Below are 16,242 nucleotides of genomic sequence, written 5' to 3'. Positions count from 1 at the left end.
ACGGTGAAGCACACCTGTTAATGAACCATTAAATGCCGTTAAGACATTTACGGACCGAGGGTAATGACGGGGTAGCCGTGTTCGCGCCATTCGCTCAGAAGCTGCTGTTGGGCGGCAGTGGGGATTTCTCCGCACCAGACCAGCAGGGTTTGCCCTTCGAAAAGCTCCGGGCGAAACTGCGCTAATGAATGTGCCAGCACGTCTACTCGCCAGCCTTGCTGCGTGGCGATCCAGGCTTCGAGCCATAAGCGGGTGGTGTCGTGAATATTCCAGCCGACCACCAGCGCGTCCTTTCCGCTCTTCTTGCGTGCCGTCGACAGGCACACGGAAATGTAATTGATTAACGCGCCATCCAGCATGCTTAGCAGCGTCTGTAATGCCGGCTGCTGAGACTGCAGACGGCGGCGAAGCGGTATAAACAGATGAGCGATTAACGTCTGGGCGGGATAATCCCGACCCTGCTCCTTGATCCAGGTACGCAGACGTTGAAAGTTACCGGCCTGCAACAGCCGAAGCAGGGTTTCCTGATGTTCGCGCCACTCGGCCAGGCTGTCGGGATCGTGTTCGCATAAGAGCGATTTGACCTTACTGACCTGTACACCGTTGTCGATCCAGCTTTTGATTTCGCGAATGCGATCGATATCCGCCTCGTTAAACAGGCGGTGCCCTCCGTCCGTTCGCTGCGGTTTAAGCAGCTCGTACCGCCGCTGCCATGCCCGCAGCGTCACAGGATTGATATCACAAAGCAGTGCCACTTCACCTATCGTGTAAAGCGCCATGTTCGCCCCCTGGCTTGCGCATCCCCAGAGTAACTGTAGTCGTTGATTCGCGAACCAGGAAGAATCGACCGTTTTTTGAACAAATAATGCGAAGGGTGGAATATCTTGCGCTACACGATGTGATGACGGGCACGAATTGCAGCTTTTTTGGAATGCTTCAAAGAAAGTTAATGTGTATCAGTGTATGTTACGCGTTTTTAGAAAGTGCGGTTTGCGGTCATGTACGAATTTAATCTGGTGTTGCTGCTGCTTCAGCAGATGTGCGTTTTTCTGGTCATCGCGTGGCTGATGAGCAAAACGCGGCTGTTCATTCCGCTGATGCAGGTGACGGTACGCCTGCCGCACAAACTTCTCTGCTACGTCACCTTCTCGATTTTCTGCATTCTCGGCACCTATTTTGGCCTGCACATTGAAGACTCGATCGCCAATACGCGCGCCATCGGTGCGGTGATGGGCGGGCTGCTGGGTGGCCCGGTGGTCGGCGGTTTAGTCGGGTTAACGGGCGGATTGCATCGTTACTCCATGGGCGGCATGACGGCCCTGAGCTGCATGATCTCGACGATTGTCGAAGGGCTGCTCGGTGGCCTGGTTCACAGCTACATGATCAAGCGTGGTCGCCCGGATAAAGTCTTTAGCCCACTCACTGCCGGGGCAATAACTCTGGTGGCAGAGCTGGCGCAAATGCTGATTATTCTGCTGATTGCGCGTCCCTTTGAAGATGCCCTGCATCTGGTGAGCAGCATCGCCGCGCCGATGATGGTCACTAATACCGTCGGCGCGGCGCTGTTTATGCGTATCCTGTTAGACAAGCGCGCGATGTTTGAAAAATACACCTCGGCATTCTCGGCCACGGCGCTTAAGGTCGCCGCCTCGACGGAAGGCATTCTGCGCCAGGGCTTTAACGAAGAGAACAGCATGAAAGTGGCTCAGGTGCTCTATCAGGAGCTGGATATCGGCGCGGTGGCGATCACCGATCGCGAACGGCTGCTGGCGTTTACCGGCACCGGTGACGATCACCATCTGCCCGGCAAACCGATCTCTTCGACGTATACGCTGCGCGCCATAGAAACGGGCGAAGTGGTGTATGCCGACGGGAATGAAGTGCCGTACCGCTGCTCGCTGCACCCGCAGTGCAAACTCGGCTCGACGCTGGTGATCCCGCTGCGCGGTGAGAATCAGCGGGTGATGGGGACGATTAAACTCTACGAAGCCAAAAACCGGTTGTTCAGCTCCATCAACCGCACGCTGGGGGAGGGGATCGCCCAGCTGCTGTCAGCGCAAATCCTGGCGGGGCAGTACGAGCGGCAAAAGGCGCTGCTGACACAGTCGGAAATCAAACTCCTGCACGCTCAGGTGAATCCGCATTTTCTGTTTAATGCGCTGAACACGCTCAAGGCGGTGATCCGCCACGACAGCGATCAGGCGACGCAGCTGGTGCAGTTTCTGTCGACCTTTTTCCGCAAAAACCTGAAGCGCCCTTCAGAGATTGTGACCCTCGCCGATGAGATCGAACATGTGAATGCCTATCTGCAAATCGAAAAGGCGCGATTCCAGTCGAGACTGCAGGTATCACTGTTCGTGCCGGACGAACTGGCCCATCAGCATCTTCCGGCGTTCACCCTGCAGCCGATTGTGGAAAATGCCATTAAACACGGCACCTCGCAGCTGCTGGGCACCGGCGAAATCCATATTTCTGCCAGCCGTTTTAATCACCATCTGGTGCTGGACATTGAAGATAACGCCGGGCTTTATCAGCCTGGCGCCGAGTCGGGCGGGCTGGGGATGAGCCTGGTCGACAAACGTCTGCGCGCGCATTTCGGCGATGACTGCGGTATCACCGTCGACTGCGAGCCGGACAGTTTTACCCGTATTACCTTACGATTGCCCCTGGAGGAAAACGCATGCTAAGAGTGCTGATTGTCGATGATGAGCCGTTAGCGCGGGAAAACCTGCGGGTTCTGTTGCAGGAACAGAGCGACATTGAGGTGGTGGGCGAGTGCGCCAACGCCATCGAAGCCATTGGTGCGGTGCATAAATTGCGCCCTGACGTGCTGTTTCTCGATATCCAGATGCCGCGCATTAGCGGCCTGGAGATGGTCGGTATGCTCGACCCGGAGCATCGTCCTTACATCGTTTTTCTGACGGCGTTTGATGAATATGCGGTGAAAGCGTTTGAAGAGCATGCGTTCGATTATCTGCTGAAACCCATCGAAGAGAAGCGGCTGGAGAAAACCCTCAATCGCCTGCGCCAGGAGCGCAGCGTGCAGGACGTTTCGCTTCTGCCGGAAAACCAGCAGGCGCTAAAATTTATCCCCTGTACCGGCCATAGCCGCATCTACCTGTTGCAGATGGACGACGTGGCGTTTGTCAGCAGCCGCATGAGCGGGGTGTTCGTCACCAGCGCTGAAGGCAAGGAGGGCTTTACGGAGCTGACGCTGCGCACGCTGGAGAGCCGTACGCCGCTGATCCGCTGTCATCGCCAGTATCTGGTGAATATGGCGCATCTGAAAGAAATTCGTCTGGAAGAGAACGGCCAGGCGGAGCTGGTACTGCGCGCCGGACAGACGGTGCCGGTGAGTCGGCGCTATCTGAAGAGCCTGAAAGAGGCGATTGGACTGTAAAACTGGTACACTGCGCCCCATCGCATCACCGACAGCTGAAGGCTCTATGTTAAGTAACGATATTCTTCGTAGCGTGCGCTACATCCTGAAATCCAACAATAACGATTTGGTTCGTATTCTGGCGCTGGCCGAGGTCGAGACCACGCCGGCGAATATCGCCAGCTGGATCACCAAAGAGGACGAAGAGGGCTTTGTTCGCTGCCCGGATATCATTCTCTCTTCGTTTTTGAATGGCCTGATTTACGATAAACGCGGCAAGGATGAGTCTGCCCCGGTGCTGTCGCCTGAGCGTCGCGTGAATAACAACATCGTACTGAAAAAACTGCGTATCGCGTTTTCCCTCAAATCTGACGATGTGCTGGCGATCATGACCGAGCAAAAATTCCGCGTGTCGATGCCGGAAATCACCGCCATGATGCGCGCGCCGGATCATAAGAACTACCGCGAGTGCGGCGATCAGTTTATGCGCTACTTCCTGCGCGGGCTGACTCACCGTGTGCATAGCGCGAAGCCGTCAGCCTAAGTTTGCTGGCCCTACGCTACGCTTTGTAGGCCGGGAGCCGGTAAACAAGGCATAAAAAAGCCGGAGAACGCTCCGGCTTTTTTGTTTATTTCACCTGCTGACCCGGTTTCGCCCCATCGTCCGGGCTTAACAGGAAGATATCCTTCCCGCCAGGACCGGCGGCCATCACCATCCCTTCCGAGATACCGAAACGCATTTTGCGCGGCGCAAGGTTAGCGACCATCACCGTCAGGCGACCGATCAGCACCTGCGGGTCCGGATACGCAGAGCGAATGCCAGAGAAGACGTTACGTTTCTCACCGCCCAGATCCAGCGTCAGGCGCAGCAGTTTGTCAGAGCCTTCGACGAATTCCGCGTTTTCAATCAGCGCAACGCGCATATCAACTTTGGCGAAATCATCAAAAGTGATGGTTTCCTGAATCGGATCGTCTGCCAGCGGGCCAGTGACTGGCGCAGCGGCGGCTTTCACCTCTTCTTTCGACGCTTCAACCAGCGCTTCAACCTGTTTCATCTCAATGCGGTTATACAGCGCTTTGAAGGTGTTCACTTTATGGCTGAGCAGCGGCTGCTGGATAGCATCCCAGGTCAGCTCGGTGTTCAGGAAGGCTTCTGCACGTTCCGTCAGCTGCGGCAGAACCGGCTTCAGGTAGGTCATCAGCACGCGGAACAGGTTGATGCCCATGGAGCAGATCGCCTGCAGATCCGCATCGCGGCCTTCCTGCTTCGCGACAACCCACGGTGCCTGCTCGTCCACATAGCGGTTTGCCAGATCGGCCAGAGCCATGATTTCGCGCACTGCTTTACCGAACTCGCGCGCTTCCCACGCGTCGCCGATAGTGGTGGCCGCGTCGGTAAAGGTTTTATACAGTTCTGGATCGGCCAGTTCTGCCGCCATTACGCCGTCGAAACGCTTGGCGATAAAGCCCGCGTTACGGGACGCCAGGTTGACCACTTTATTCACGATGTCTGCGTTCACGCGCTGCACGAAATCTTCCAGATTCAGGTCGATATCGTCGATGCGGGATGAGAGCTTCGCGGTGTAGTAGTAGCGCAGGCTGTCCGCGTCGAAGTGGTTCAGCCAGGTGCTGGCTTTAATGAAGGTGCCGCGTGATTTGGACATCTTCGCGCCGTTCACCGTCACGTAGCCGTGCACGAACAGGTTGGTTGGCTTACGGAAACCGCTGCCTTCCAGCATCGCAGGCCAGAACAGGCTGTGGAAATAGACGATGTCTTTGCCGATGAAGTGGTACAGCTCTGCGTCGGAATCTTTTTTCCAGTACTCTTCGAAGCTCTGGGTGTCGCCGCGCTTGTCGCACAGGTTCTTGAAGGAACCCATGTAGCCGATTGGCGCATCCAGCCAGACGTAGAAATATTTGCCCGGCGCGTTCGGGATTTCGAAACCGAAGTACGGCGCATCGCGGGAGATATCCCACTGCTGCAGACCGGATTCGAACCACTCCTGCATTTTATTCGCCACCTGCTCCTGCAGCGCGCCGCTGCGGGTCCACGCCTGCAGCATTTCGCTGAAGGACGGCAGATCGAAGAAGAAGTGTTCAGAGTCGCGCATGACAGGCGTCGCGCCGGACACCACGGATTTCGGCTCAATAAGCTCGGTCGGGCTGTAGGTCGCGCCGCACACTTCGCAGTTATCGCCATACTGATCCGGGGATTTACACTTCGGACAGGTGCCTTTCACGAAACGGTCCGGCAGGAACATGCCTTTTTCCGGATCATACAGCTGAGAGATGGTGCGGTTTTTGATAAAACCGTTCTCTTTCAGGCGGGTGTAGATAAGCTCCGACAGCTCGCGGTTCTCGTCGCTGTGCGTTGAGTGATAGTTATCATAGCTGATGTCAAAGCCAGCAAAATCAGTCTGATGCTCCTGACTCATTTCGGTAATCATCTGCTCCGGGGAGATCCCCAGCTGCTGTGCTTTCAGCATAATTGGCGTGCCGTGAGCATCGTCCGCGCAGATGAAGTTTACCTGGTGGCCGCGCATTCGCTGGTAACGGACCCAGACATCAGCCTGGATATGCTCCAGCATGTGGCCGAGGTGGATTGAACCGTTTGCGTACGGCAGAGCGCACGTTACCAGAATTTTTTTCGCGACTTGAGTCATAGTGGGCATTACTTCTTTAACAGTAAAAAGGGTTTTTGATAGTAACAAAAGGGCCATTATTAAGTAAGCACAAACCACGGCCTTTCAGGTAAACTTGTTCAACTAAGGTCTTATTCACAAGAACAAAGGAGTCGGGATGAGTTCTCAATCCCAGGCCAAATCACCGGAAGCCTTACGAGCAATGGTTGCCGGGACGCTGGCTAATTTTCAGCATTCAACCCTGAAGCACAATCTGACCACGCTAAAAGCGCTGCACCACGTGGCATGGCTGGATGACACGCTGCACGTAGAACTGCAGATGCCGTTTGTCTGGACCAGCGCCTTCGAAACCCTGAAAGAGCAGTGCAGTTCCGATCTGCTGCGTATTACCGGGGCGAAGGCGATTGACTGGAAGCTGACGCACACCATCGCCACGCTCAAACGCGTGAAAAATCAGCCGGGCATTAACGGCGTGAAGAATATTATTGCCATCAGCTCCGGCAAGGGTGGGGTGGGGAAATCCTCCACCGCCGTGAACCTTGCGCTGGCGCTGGCCGCAGAAGGGGCCAAAGTCGGTATTCTGGATGCCGATATCTACGGCCCGTCGATTCCCAATATGCTGGGTGCGGAAAACCAACGTCCAACCTCCCCGGACGGCACCCACATGGCGCCAATCATGGCCTACGGCCTGGCGACTAACTCCATTGGCTATCTGGTGACGGACGATAACGCGATGGTCTGGCGTGGCCCGATGGCCAGCAAGGCGCTGCTGCAGATGCTGCAGGAGACCATGTGGCCGGATCTCGATTACCTGGTGCTGGATATGCCGCCAGGCACGGGCGATATCCAGCTGACGCTGGCGCAAAATATCCCGGTGACGGGAGCGGTTGTGGTCACTACGCCGCAGGATATCGCGCTGATCGACGCCAAAAAAGGCATCGTGATGTTTGAGAAAGTGGAGGTGCCGGTGCTCGGCGTGGTCGAGAACATGAGCGTGCATATTTGCAGCAACTGCGGTCACCACGAGCCGATTTTTGGCACCGGTGGCGCAGAGAAACTGGCGGCGCAGTATCACACTCAGCTGCTGGGGCAGATGCCGCTGCATATCACCCTGCGTGAAGATCTCGACCGTGGTAAGCCGACCGTGGTGGGCCGTCCGGAGAGTGAATTTGCGGGAATGTACCGCCAGCTGGCAGGGCGCGTGGCCGCGCAGCTGTACTGGCAGGGTGAAGTGATTCCAAGCGAGATCGCGTTCCGCGCAGTCTAAGCATTAGCCGTAATGGGCCGGGGGCACTCGCTTACCCGGCCTGCAACAGGCTGTTCCGTGGGTCTGCGCAAGCGCAGCGCCTGCGGGCAATTACCGCAAAACGTAATGCATCAGGTAATACTCTCCATCCGGAGAATCTCCCGTCGCCTCAATATGCCAGCCGTGTCGCTGGTAAAATGCCACCGCGCGTTCATTTCTGACCAGACACTTCAGCGAACCGGTGCTGGTGAACGTCTCCTGCACACGTTTGAGCAACAGGCTGCCAGCGCCCGCGCGCTGATACTGCGGGTCAACAAATAGATTGTGCAGAAAATTATCGTTGCTCCAGACCGACGCAAACCCGACGCGATGGCCGTTTTGCATCGCCACCCAGATTTGCTCGTCACGCGTTGCCGCGTCGAAATCTTCTAGCTGCCAGTCGCTGCTGTCCAGCCACGGCCAGGCTTCACGCCGGGCGTGTAAGTAGAGGGTGCGCAGGAAAGGGCGATCGCTTTCCTGCCAGGCCCGGACGATGAGGGGATCAGCGGTGATAGAAGATATCTCCGTTGTAGGCTTTACGGATTTTACCGTCGGCGTCACCAATCAGAACGTAGTTCTCACCCATGTAAGTCCAGTGTGTACCCGCGTCAGGCGCAGGGAGGTTACGCAGCTGGTACTGTTTAATGGTGTATTCAGGCGTTTGATACTGAGCTGGTGCGGTGTCGCCAATTTTGAATTTGGTGAAATCGGCAATGAACTCTTGTTCTTCGTATGCCTGGATACCAGAAGGGGCAGCGGCAGGCTGCGGCGCGGCGTATACGGCACCCGCCAGTGACATCAACACACCCAGAAGCAGCAATTTACTCTTAGCCATTTTTTCTCCAGTTAAACCGTTTTGCTGATACTTCAGCCCGCTGTGGCGTCACAGCGTGGCAAGCAGCCCATTTTAGGGGGCACAGTCCCACTTGTTTGAAAAAAAATGTAACAAATCTGAACAGCTTTGCCCACGAATTCTTAACCACGTCGCTGAATGACGTTTCACATCTCAATATTCAGAGAAAATAACGAATTAGAGGCCTGCGAATTTATGGCTTAGCTGGTCGGGGAAAATCACAATGGGAAAGAAAAAAGAGGGATAACAAAATTGTCCCCGCACCAGAGGGTGCGGGGAGCAAGGACTTACTTCGCAAGAATCTCGTACGCAGTGCGTTCCACCAGCGACAGCAGGACTTTCACGTCGTCCAGCGTCACCGTTGGGTTCAGCAGCGTCAGTTTCAGGCAAGTCACGCCGTTGTGCTCGGTCACGCCGACGTTTGCACGGCCGGAGTCGAGCAGGGCGTCACCAATTTTCTGGTTCAGCAGCGCGATAGCTGCGTCGTTCAGCGCCTGCTCAGGGCGGAAGCGGAACAGCACGCTCGCCAGCTGAGGCTGCATTACCAGCTCCAGCACCGCCTGATCTTTCACGTACGCGGCAACGTCCTGCGCCAGCGTCACACCGTGATCGATAATGGCCGCGTATTGCTCCTGACCCAGCGCTTCCAGGCTCATCCACAGCTTCAGCGCGTCGAAACGGCGCGTAGTCTGCAGTGACTTGGAGACCAGATTCGGCACGCCCGCTTCTTCGTCAAACTCAGAGTTCAGGTAGGCCGCCTGGTAGCGCATCAGCTCGTAATGGCGCGCTTCTTTCAGCAGGAATGCACCGCAGCTGATGGTCTGGAAGAACTGCTTGTGGAAGTCCAGGGTGATGGAATCCACCAGTTCGATACCGTCCAGGTAGTCGCGATACTTATCGGACATCAGCAGTGCGCCGCCCCAGGCTGCATCCACGTGCACCCAAATCTGCTGCTCTGCGGCCATCTCTGCGATAGCGCGCAGCGGATCGATCGCACCCGCGTCGGTGGTCCCGGCGGTGGCGACGATCGCCAGAATCTGCTCACCGTTGGCATTGCACTGGGCAATTTTCGCCGCCAGATCGCTCAGATCCATGCGTGAGCACTCGTCGGTTTTCACCTGAATGACCGACTGATAGCCCAGACCGAGCAGCGCCATGTTCTTCTGCACGGAGAAGTGCGCGTTTTCAGAACAGAGTACGCGGATCTTACGCAGATCACCGATCAGACCGTCCTGCTGGATGGAGTGGCCCTGACGCGCGAAGAACGCGTCACGTGCCAGCATCAGGCCCATCAGATTGCTCTGGGTGCCACCGCTGGTGAACACGCCCGCATCCCCGGCCTGATAACCCACGCGAGTACGCAGCCAGTCGATCAGCTTCATCTCAATGATGGTTGCTGACGGGCTTTGATCCCAGGAGTCCATGCTCTGGTTGGTGGCGTTGATCAGCACTTCCGCCGCCTGGCTCACAACCAGGCTCGGGCAGTGCAGGTGTGCCACACACTGCGGGTGGTGAACCGACAGGCTGTCTTTCAGGAAGTACTCGACCGCGCGGGCAATCGCCGCTTCGTTACCGAGGCCTTTCTGACCGAAGTTCAGGGAGATATTCTCGCGCAGCTCGGCGACGGTTTTCCCCTGATACATCTCAGACTGCTGCAGCCACTGCATCACCGCCTGAGAGCTTTGCTCGATGGCCTGCTGATAGGCCTCGATGCTTTGCGCCGACGACGACAGAATTGGGTTTGACTCAGACATCTTTTTCCTAACTCCGTTAGACCGGGCGAACGCCCGCAGCAAGCAGCGCCTGCTCGAATTTATCCAGGAAGACGTTCAGTTCCTGATCGCTAATCAGCAGGGATGGCAGCAGACGCAGAACCACGCCGTTACGACCACCGCGCTCCAGAATCAGGCCTGCTTCGAAGCATTTCTTCTGGATCAGGGCAGAGAGGTCACCGTCGCCTGGGAAACAGCCCATGTGATCTGCCGCTTCGTTCGGTTTCACGATCTCGATGCCGATCATCAGGCCCAGGCCGCGCACGTGGCCGATCACCGGATAACGCTGCTGCAGCTCAACCAGCTGGCCTTTCAGCCATTCGCCCTGAGCAGCCACTTTGTCGGCGATATTCTGATCTTTCAGAATTTTCAGCGTTGTCAGTCCGGTTGCCATCGCCAGCTGGTTGCCACGGAAGGTGCCGGTGTGATGACCTGGTGCCCAGGCATCGAACTGCTTTTTGATGCCGAGAACGGCCAGTGGCAGACCGCCGCCGACAGCTTTAGACATCACGATGATGTCTGGCTCGATACCCGCGTGTTCGAAGGCAAACTGCTTGCCGGTACGGCAGAAACCAGCCTGAACTTCGTCGAGGATCAGCAGAATGCCGTGCTCCTGAGTCACTTTACGAATGCGCTGCAGCCACTCAGCCGGAGCCGGGTTCACGCCGCCTTCGCCCTGAACCGCTTCCAGAATCACGGCCGCAGGTTTACGCACGCCGCTTTCGACGTCGTTGATCAGGTTATCAAAGTAGTAGGTCAGCGCTTTCACGCCCGCGTCACCGCCGATACCCAGCGGGCAGCGGTACTGGTGCGGGTAAGGCATGAACTGCACTTCTGGCATCATGTTATCGACCGCTTCTTTCGGAGACAGGTTACCTGTCACGGAGAGCGCGCCGTGGGTCATCCCGTGATAGCCGCCGGAGAAGCTGATAATGCTGCTGCGACCGGTGACTTTTTTCGCCAGTTTCAGCGCGGCTTCTACCGCATCGGCACCGGATGGGCCGGTGAACTGCAGACAATATTCTTTGCCCTGGCCTGGCAGCAGGGAGAGCAGATACTCAGAGAACTCGTCTTTCAACGGTGTTGTCAGATCGAGAGTATGTAACGGCAAGCCGCTGGTAATGACATTTTGGATGCTTTTCAGCACATCAGGATGGTTATGGCCAAGCGCGAGGGTGCCAGCGCCGGCAAGACAGTCAAGGTATTCTTTATTATCTGCATCGGTAATCCACACGCCATCTGCTTTAGCGATCGCTAAAGGCAGTTTGCGAGGATAACTCCTGACGTTCGATTCAAACTCGGCCTGACGGGCCAGATAGGTTTCGTTGCTTTTGCGGGCATCTGCGGTGTCAATACGGACTTTATCCGTCATCATATCACTCCCACAACCGGGGCAGCCTTATGCGCCTCGATTGAATAAATAGTTAGTAAAGGATAGGGCGAGTAAAAAACGCGGCCAATATAGAGCCTTTTGGCGCGTGGCTCAATGGTTAATTTGTTTACTGTTTTGTTACAAAAGAGGGGGGTTGAAGAGCGTTCAATAACCCGATGTTTTTGATAACAAAAATCTGCCGCTTCGACGCGAAAAGCCCTCACCCCGCGCAATACAAAAAAGGCGGCACGTTAGCCGCCTTAACATTACTTCTGCGTGAACTGCAATAAGCCATGATCGCGGCCATGGGTTTTATTCCATGACGCATCGGTAATACCGTCTTCATCAAGGGTGATGGAGAGTACGTAACCCGCCCCTTTAATCTCATAACTATTCGCATTAAAACGCTTTATCGTCGCCTGCTTACCGTTGATTTTGGCGGTGAAAAAGCCGTTGCTGACGCTGGCTTTGATCCCGTTTGCCGTGAACGAAGCTTCACGCAGCGGGTCATGCACTTTGGCGCTCTGACCGTGCTGCACGGCGTTGGCGGCATTCTCAAGCGCCTGTTTTTCGGCCACGGCGTTCATCGTCGTGGTGCGGTTTTGCTCCGCTAAATAACAGGTATCGCGGCTGACGCCTTGCGCTTCACACTTCGCCATACGCTCAGCCGGAGAGGAACAGGCCGAAAGCGCAGAGACAGCAATGGCGACCATCATTAATTTCTTCATTTAATAACCTCTAACACATTGGATACAATTTAAAGATGAGATGAGATCGCGACAGGAGAAATAATCTCTGTACATCGTCCCGAGCCAAAATCCGGTCAGTATTAATAAAATATAAAGCACAGCAGAAAATATTATTATTTTTATCATGATGGCTATCATCAACAGGTACAAAATCACTCTTTAATAACGAGAGCAGATTTATCAGAAGCCAATTCCGATACCCGCGCCCATCGCGAAATCGTTGTTGGTGGAATCACTGACACCCGCTTTAATCACCGTTGCGTCGCCTGCATGGAATGATGCGCCCACGCTCAGCGCCTGCTCATTTTTGAATGTCCCGACGCCTGCGGAAAACATCACCTGCTGGCCCACCTGTACCTGAGGCATCGATGCAATAGCGATGGCAGATGCCGCCCCGCTGCGGGACTCTTTCTTGTTATCGTCCACTTCATCTTTCAGGTTTTTGAACTGACTATTGCTGGCGGACTGCTGTTGAGCAAACGACTGTTTAGCGTCTTGCAGGTCTTTCTCGACGCTCGCCGACTGCTGGGCAGCGGCACTCTGCAGATGGTTAATCTGCTGATTCACATCCTGTTTAGTCTGCTGAAGATCTTTATTCAGGCTGGCCGACTGCTGCGTGCTGGTGTTCTTCACCGTCGAAATCTGCTGATTCACATCCTGCTTAGTCTGCTGAAGATCTTTTTCAATGCGGGTCGTTTGCTGCGTGGTGGTATTTGTTACCGTCGTAATCTGGTTAGTGATGTTCGTGTTGGTCTGTTGCAGTGCATTATCGATGTCGATTTTCTGCTGAGTGACCGCATTATTCGTATTATCAATTTGCGTGTTTAAATCTGTTCGCGTCTGCTGTAAATCATAGTTGACCACCAGTACTGCATCTTTAGTGCTATTCAGATCGTCATCTACGCTACTGATACGCGTATTCAGTCCCTGAATAGCCTGTTCGCTATCGACTTTATTTTGGGTGATCTGGTTCTGATGATCGTTGATAAGACCGATAGCCGCCTGGTGATCGGCTTCAACGGTATCACCCCACGCTTGAGAATAATCTATTGGTGCAGCAAATACGCTTCCGGCGCAGAAAAGCGTCAACGCAAATACAGCGACAGGGGTTTTACGAGTAAGCATTAATTTCACGGTCTCAATCTCAACAATAAATGCAAAAATTCTTAGATATAACGCAGCTAAAAACCGACGCGAAAAATCGAGTCGAGTAAGTCTGCTCCAGAGGGTGTATTTCTTCGATGGTCACAATCTTATTAACCGGGCTGAACTATCGTCTAACTGACGCGTATGAACTTTGACGCAGATCACGTGCAGTGCATATATCTAAGTTGCTGAAAGTAAACATTAATTTTGCATAAAGCGTTGTTTTTATTTGTATTGTTACCCTGGTTTGCGAGGTGGTAGTGCGAAGAGAAGCGGAGAGTTAAAAACATTAAATCTGAATAATCAAAGAGATTAAATGTATACACAGTAAATGAATGTTGAGGCTATTTTTTTAATATTTTTTCCCTGACGCGCGACAGAAATCGGCTCGCGAAGGCTTGCCTGAGGCGATGGCTTGCTCTACCCTGCTAAAATTACTGAACTGCTCAGTAAGTTGACTCGGGGTGCCCTTCCTTGTGAAGGCTGAGAAATACCCGTACCACCTGATCTGGATAATGCCAGCGTAGGGAGCCAAGATTCCAGTTAGTATTCATGTGGTTACATTTCTTTTTGTCCGTGTGTAATGCACCTAAGGTACAAAAAGAGAGTGATCATGAGGTACAAAACTCTGCCATACACGTTTCAACGAAACGGTAATTACTATCTACAAATCCGGCTTTCAAATGGCAGGATGTATAAAAAATCACTCCTTACTGATAGCTATCACCAAGCCTCAGCTTTGATGATTAACATCACCCCGCACATCCCATTTGTTAAATCATTAGCAACTCCGACTGCGATGTTTGATGCGTTTATCTTAAACCTGATCGTGTCAGAACGTAGGACTGTGACACTTCCGCTGTTATCCAGTCTGCCGCTTGCTGTATCCCCTAAAATTGGGGAGCCATCGGCACAAGTTGAGCCGGAAAACGCATTAACTCTCTCTGATGCTTGGGCTATGTACAAAGCCGAAAAGGGGGGGAATTGGACTAAATCGATCTCAATGGCGAATGAACGTTACATTGAAGTATTGCTTGTAGTGTTGGGGGGAAATACGGACGTAACTGCGATCACCAAACAGGACATTAGACAGGTGATGGAAGTTGTTGAGAATTTACCTAAACGTATTGTTCAACCGTATCGCTCGATGAAGGTTCGGCAGTTGATAGATTGTGATGACGTGCCACCTGATGAGCTTGTGGGCGTCGAGGCTATCCATAAGCATCTGAAGCTCTACAAATCCTTGTTCAAAACTTTTCTCACCGATAGCAAAGGTATTTTACCTAAGTCGCCAACTGATGGCGTAGTGGCGGCACCATCAAAAGCCAGGTTCGGTGCGTACAGTTCGGCGGAGATGAAGAAGATCGTAGATTGGGCACTCAAGCAGCCAGATGGCTGGCAGAAGTGGATTACATTGTTGTTGGCATACACCGGAGCCAGGAGAGGCGAAATCGCAAAACTGGAAAAATCACAGATTAAATTTGATGAGGACAGCCAGCGATATTACTTCCTGATTGCAGAAGGAGGGCAGGGGAAAACAGAAAATGCCACCCGGCAAGTAGTAATCCACACCAAGCTGATCGAATGGGGTTTCATGGAATACGTTGATCGCCAGTGGAAAGAGCGGATTTTTTCAGAAGTGTCAGGTACGAACATGACGAAGATCGGTAAAGAATTTGCTGATGTGCGTGATCAGCTTGGCATCCCTTACTTAGACGACTTTGGACAGCGAAGGCTTTTGCACAGCATTCGTCATTCTGTTTGCTCCGCTGCGATGGCTGGGTGGGTTAAGAACATCGTGCATCTGCAACAAACGGTAGGCCATGAAAAAAGCGGAGGGATCACAAAACGCTATTTGCATACCTTTCCTCTATCGTCAATTTGTTACGTAATTGATGGGATTTGTTGGGTCTGAAACTACTAAGAATGGTAGGAAAAGCTACTTAATGATCCTTAGTTTTGGATGAAATTGAAGATTACAAAGATCTTGAGCTAACAATAGCTGATATGTGCCTTTTTTAATCAAAAAAGCCATAAAAACCTTTCTTGACTGTATATTAATACAGTGCTTATACTATGTATAAGAAATCGACATGAAAAATTTGATATGGTAAATTTTATCCATGATAACAAAAAGGTATTGTGGATATGTTACTACCAATACGAGTTCATAAACGATTTCTAACTTTATTTAAGACTTTGCAAATTGACGATTGCCCACAGCAATCAACTTTAAATATTCATGTACTTAATATCGAAAGCAATGAATTTATATACTGTAAGTTAGTTGAAGAATTACGTGACATAATAATTACTTATGTACATTCGAATAGGAGGCTTGAGGAGTTTAAGGAAAATTATCCTTCGTATAGCCCTAAACCTTTTTTCGAAGCAATACAAAAATTTCGCAATTATACGTCAAACGAAGGTGAGTTAGGTGAACTGCTTTTATACGCTTTTCTTGAAGCAGGACTAAATGCTCCGAAATTACTTTCCAAAATGCAATTGAAAACAGATTCTAATGATTACATTAAGGGTTCTGATGGTGTACATCTGTTAGAATTAGATGATGGTTATCAATTAATATTTGGAGAATCAAAGCTCTATGCTGATCTTTTAGAAGGTGCTCGAGAAGCGTTTGATTCTATTTTAGATTTTAAAAGTAATGGAATGGCATTTGAAAGAGGGCTGATAGATACACACGTTATAAATGAAATGGTTTCAGAAGAAGGTTATGAGAAAATAAAATCAATTCTTCTTCCTTCTGGCGATGATGGGCCAGATCTTGATTTATCTTTTGGTATATTTCTTGGTTTTGAATTGAAAATAGATAGCTCACAGTTATCGTTGAAAAACAAAGAGTTTAGAGAGTGGGTTAATGAGTCCGTGAAACAACATGCTACTCGCGTGGTCAGTACGATACGAAGGAAAATTATTAATCATAAATTATATGGTCACGAATTCCACATATATATAGTTCCTTTTACCGATATTGATGTTACACGAAAAAAATTAATTCATGAAATGCTAACAATTAAGTGAAC

At 52.3% G+C, this 16,242-nt stretch carries 14 protein-coding genes and 1 riboswitch; of the genes, 6 read left to right on the top strand and 8 right to left on the bottom strand.

What is annotated here, in order from left to right:
• Positions 1–47: 47 nt before the first annotated feature.
• The gene (mlrA, locus tag C0560_RS13630) at positions 48–779 is read right to left on the bottom strand and encodes an HTH-type transcriptional regulator MlrA (RefSeq protein ID WP_100779552.1); all 732 of its coding nucleotides are present in this window, start codon (positions 777–779) and stop codon (positions 48–50) included.
• 219 nt (positions 780–998) lie between these two features.
• Between mlrA and C0560_RS13625 the strand changes: the two genes are divergently transcribed.
• Genes C0560_RS13625 through C0560_RS13615 form a run of 3 tightly spaced genes read left to right on the top strand, consistent with a single transcriptional unit; the run spans position 999 to position 3,923 of the window.
• Complete coding sequence (locus C0560_RS13625) at positions 999–2,687, top strand: sensor histidine kinase (protein ID WP_100779553.1); 1,689 nt, start codon at positions 999–1,001, stop codon at positions 2,685–2,687.
• Positions 2,681–3,400, top strand: coding sequence for a two-component system response regulator BtsR (btsR, locus tag C0560_RS13620; RefSeq protein WP_100779554.1), 720 nt, complete (start codon positions 2,681–2,683; stop codon positions 3,398–3,400). Before C0560_RS13625 ends, btsR begins: the two co-directional genes overlap by 7 nt.
• 46 nt (positions 3,401–3,446) lie before the next feature.
• The gene (locus C0560_RS13615) at positions 3,447–3,923 is read left to right on the top strand and encodes a DUF1456 family protein (protein ID WP_100779555.1); all 477 of its coding nucleotides are present in this window, start codon (positions 3,447–3,449) and stop codon (positions 3,921–3,923) included.
• An 85-nt stretch (positions 3,924–4,008) separates the two neighbouring features.
• Here C0560_RS13615 and metG read toward each other — a convergent pair whose 3' ends face one another.
• Entirely contained in the window at positions 4,009–6,042 is a 2,034-nt protein-coding gene (gene metG, locus C0560_RS13610; protein WP_248858745.1) for a methionine--tRNA ligase, read from the bottom strand.
• Between the two features lie 136 nt (positions 6,043–6,178).
• Between metG and apbC the strand changes: the two genes are divergently transcribed.
• Positions 6,179–7,288 (top strand): iron-sulfur cluster carrier protein ApbC, encoded by a 1,110-nt coding sequence (apbC, locus tag C0560_RS13605; RefSeq protein ID WP_248858744.1) that lies wholly within the window; start codon positions 6,179–6,181, stop codon positions 7,286–7,288.
• 90 nt (positions 7,289–7,378) lie between these two features.
• Here apbC and C0560_RS13600 read toward each other — a convergent pair whose 3' ends face one another.
• From C0560_RS13600 to C0560_RS13575, 6 genes are all read right to left on the bottom strand, one after another.
• On the bottom strand, positions 7,379–7,867 hold the full coding sequence (locus C0560_RS13600; RefSeq protein WP_248858743.1) for a GNAT family N-acetyltransferase: 489 nt from the start codon (positions 7,865–7,867) through the stop codon (positions 7,379–7,381).
• A complete protein-coding gene (locus tag C0560_RS13595; protein WP_100779559.1) occupies positions 7,809–8,141 on the bottom strand; it encodes an RcnB family protein in 333 nt (110 codons plus the stop codon). Before C0560_RS13595 ends, C0560_RS13600 begins: the two co-directional genes overlap by 59 nt.
• 305 nt (positions 8,142–8,446) lie before the next feature.
• Positions 8,447–9,913 carry an aspartate aminotransferase family protein gene (locus C0560_RS13590; protein WP_100779560.1) on the bottom strand — a complete coding sequence of 489 codons (1,467 nt, stop codon included), beginning with the start codon at positions 9,911–9,913 and terminating at the stop codon, positions 8,447–8,449.
• Between the two features lie 16 nt (positions 9,914–9,929).
• Positions 9,930–11,306 (bottom strand): diaminobutyrate--2-oxoglutarate transaminase, encoded by a 1,377-nt coding sequence (locus tag C0560_RS13585; protein ID WP_123427324.1) that lies wholly within the window; start codon positions 11,304–11,306, stop codon positions 9,930–9,932.
• Positions 11,307–11,569: 263 nt separating this feature from the next.
• The gene (locus C0560_RS13580) at positions 11,570–12,031 is read right to left on the bottom strand and encodes a hypothetical protein (RefSeq protein ID WP_100779562.1); all 462 of its coding nucleotides are present in this window, start codon (positions 12,029–12,031) and stop codon (positions 11,570–11,572) included.
• Positions 12,032–12,232: 201 nt separating this feature from the next.
• Positions 12,233–13,177: a YadA-like family protein gene (locus C0560_RS13575; RefSeq protein WP_248858742.1), complete on the bottom strand. Its 945-nt coding sequence runs from the start codon at positions 13,175–13,177 to the stop codon at positions 12,233–12,235.
• A 471-nt stretch (positions 13,178–13,648) separates the two neighbouring features.
• A riboswitch (TPP riboswitch) is annotated at positions 13,649–13,744 on the top strand.
• 67 nt (positions 13,745–13,811) lie between these two features.
• Between C0560_RS13575 and C0560_RS13570 the strand changes: the two genes are divergently transcribed.
• Positions 13,812–15,113 (top strand): tyrosine-type recombinase/integrase, encoded by a 1,302-nt coding sequence (locus C0560_RS13570; RefSeq protein WP_248858741.1) that lies wholly within the window; start codon positions 13,812–13,814, stop codon positions 15,111–15,113.
• Positions 15,114–15,346: 233 nt separating this feature from the next.
• Entirely contained in the window at positions 15,347–16,240 is an 894-nt protein-coding gene (locus tag C0560_RS13565; protein WP_248858740.1) for a DUF1837 domain-containing protein, read from the top strand.
• Positions 16,241–16,242 lie beyond the last annotated feature (2 nt).

This window comes from Lelliottia sp. AC1, assembly GCF_023278595.1.
Lineage (GTDB): Bacteria > Pseudomonadota > Gammaproteobacteria > Enterobacterales > Enterobacteriaceae > Enterobacter > Enterobacter nimipressuralis.
Note: the sequence above shows the minus strand (reverse complement) of the source record. Positions and strands in the feature narration are given on the sequence as shown.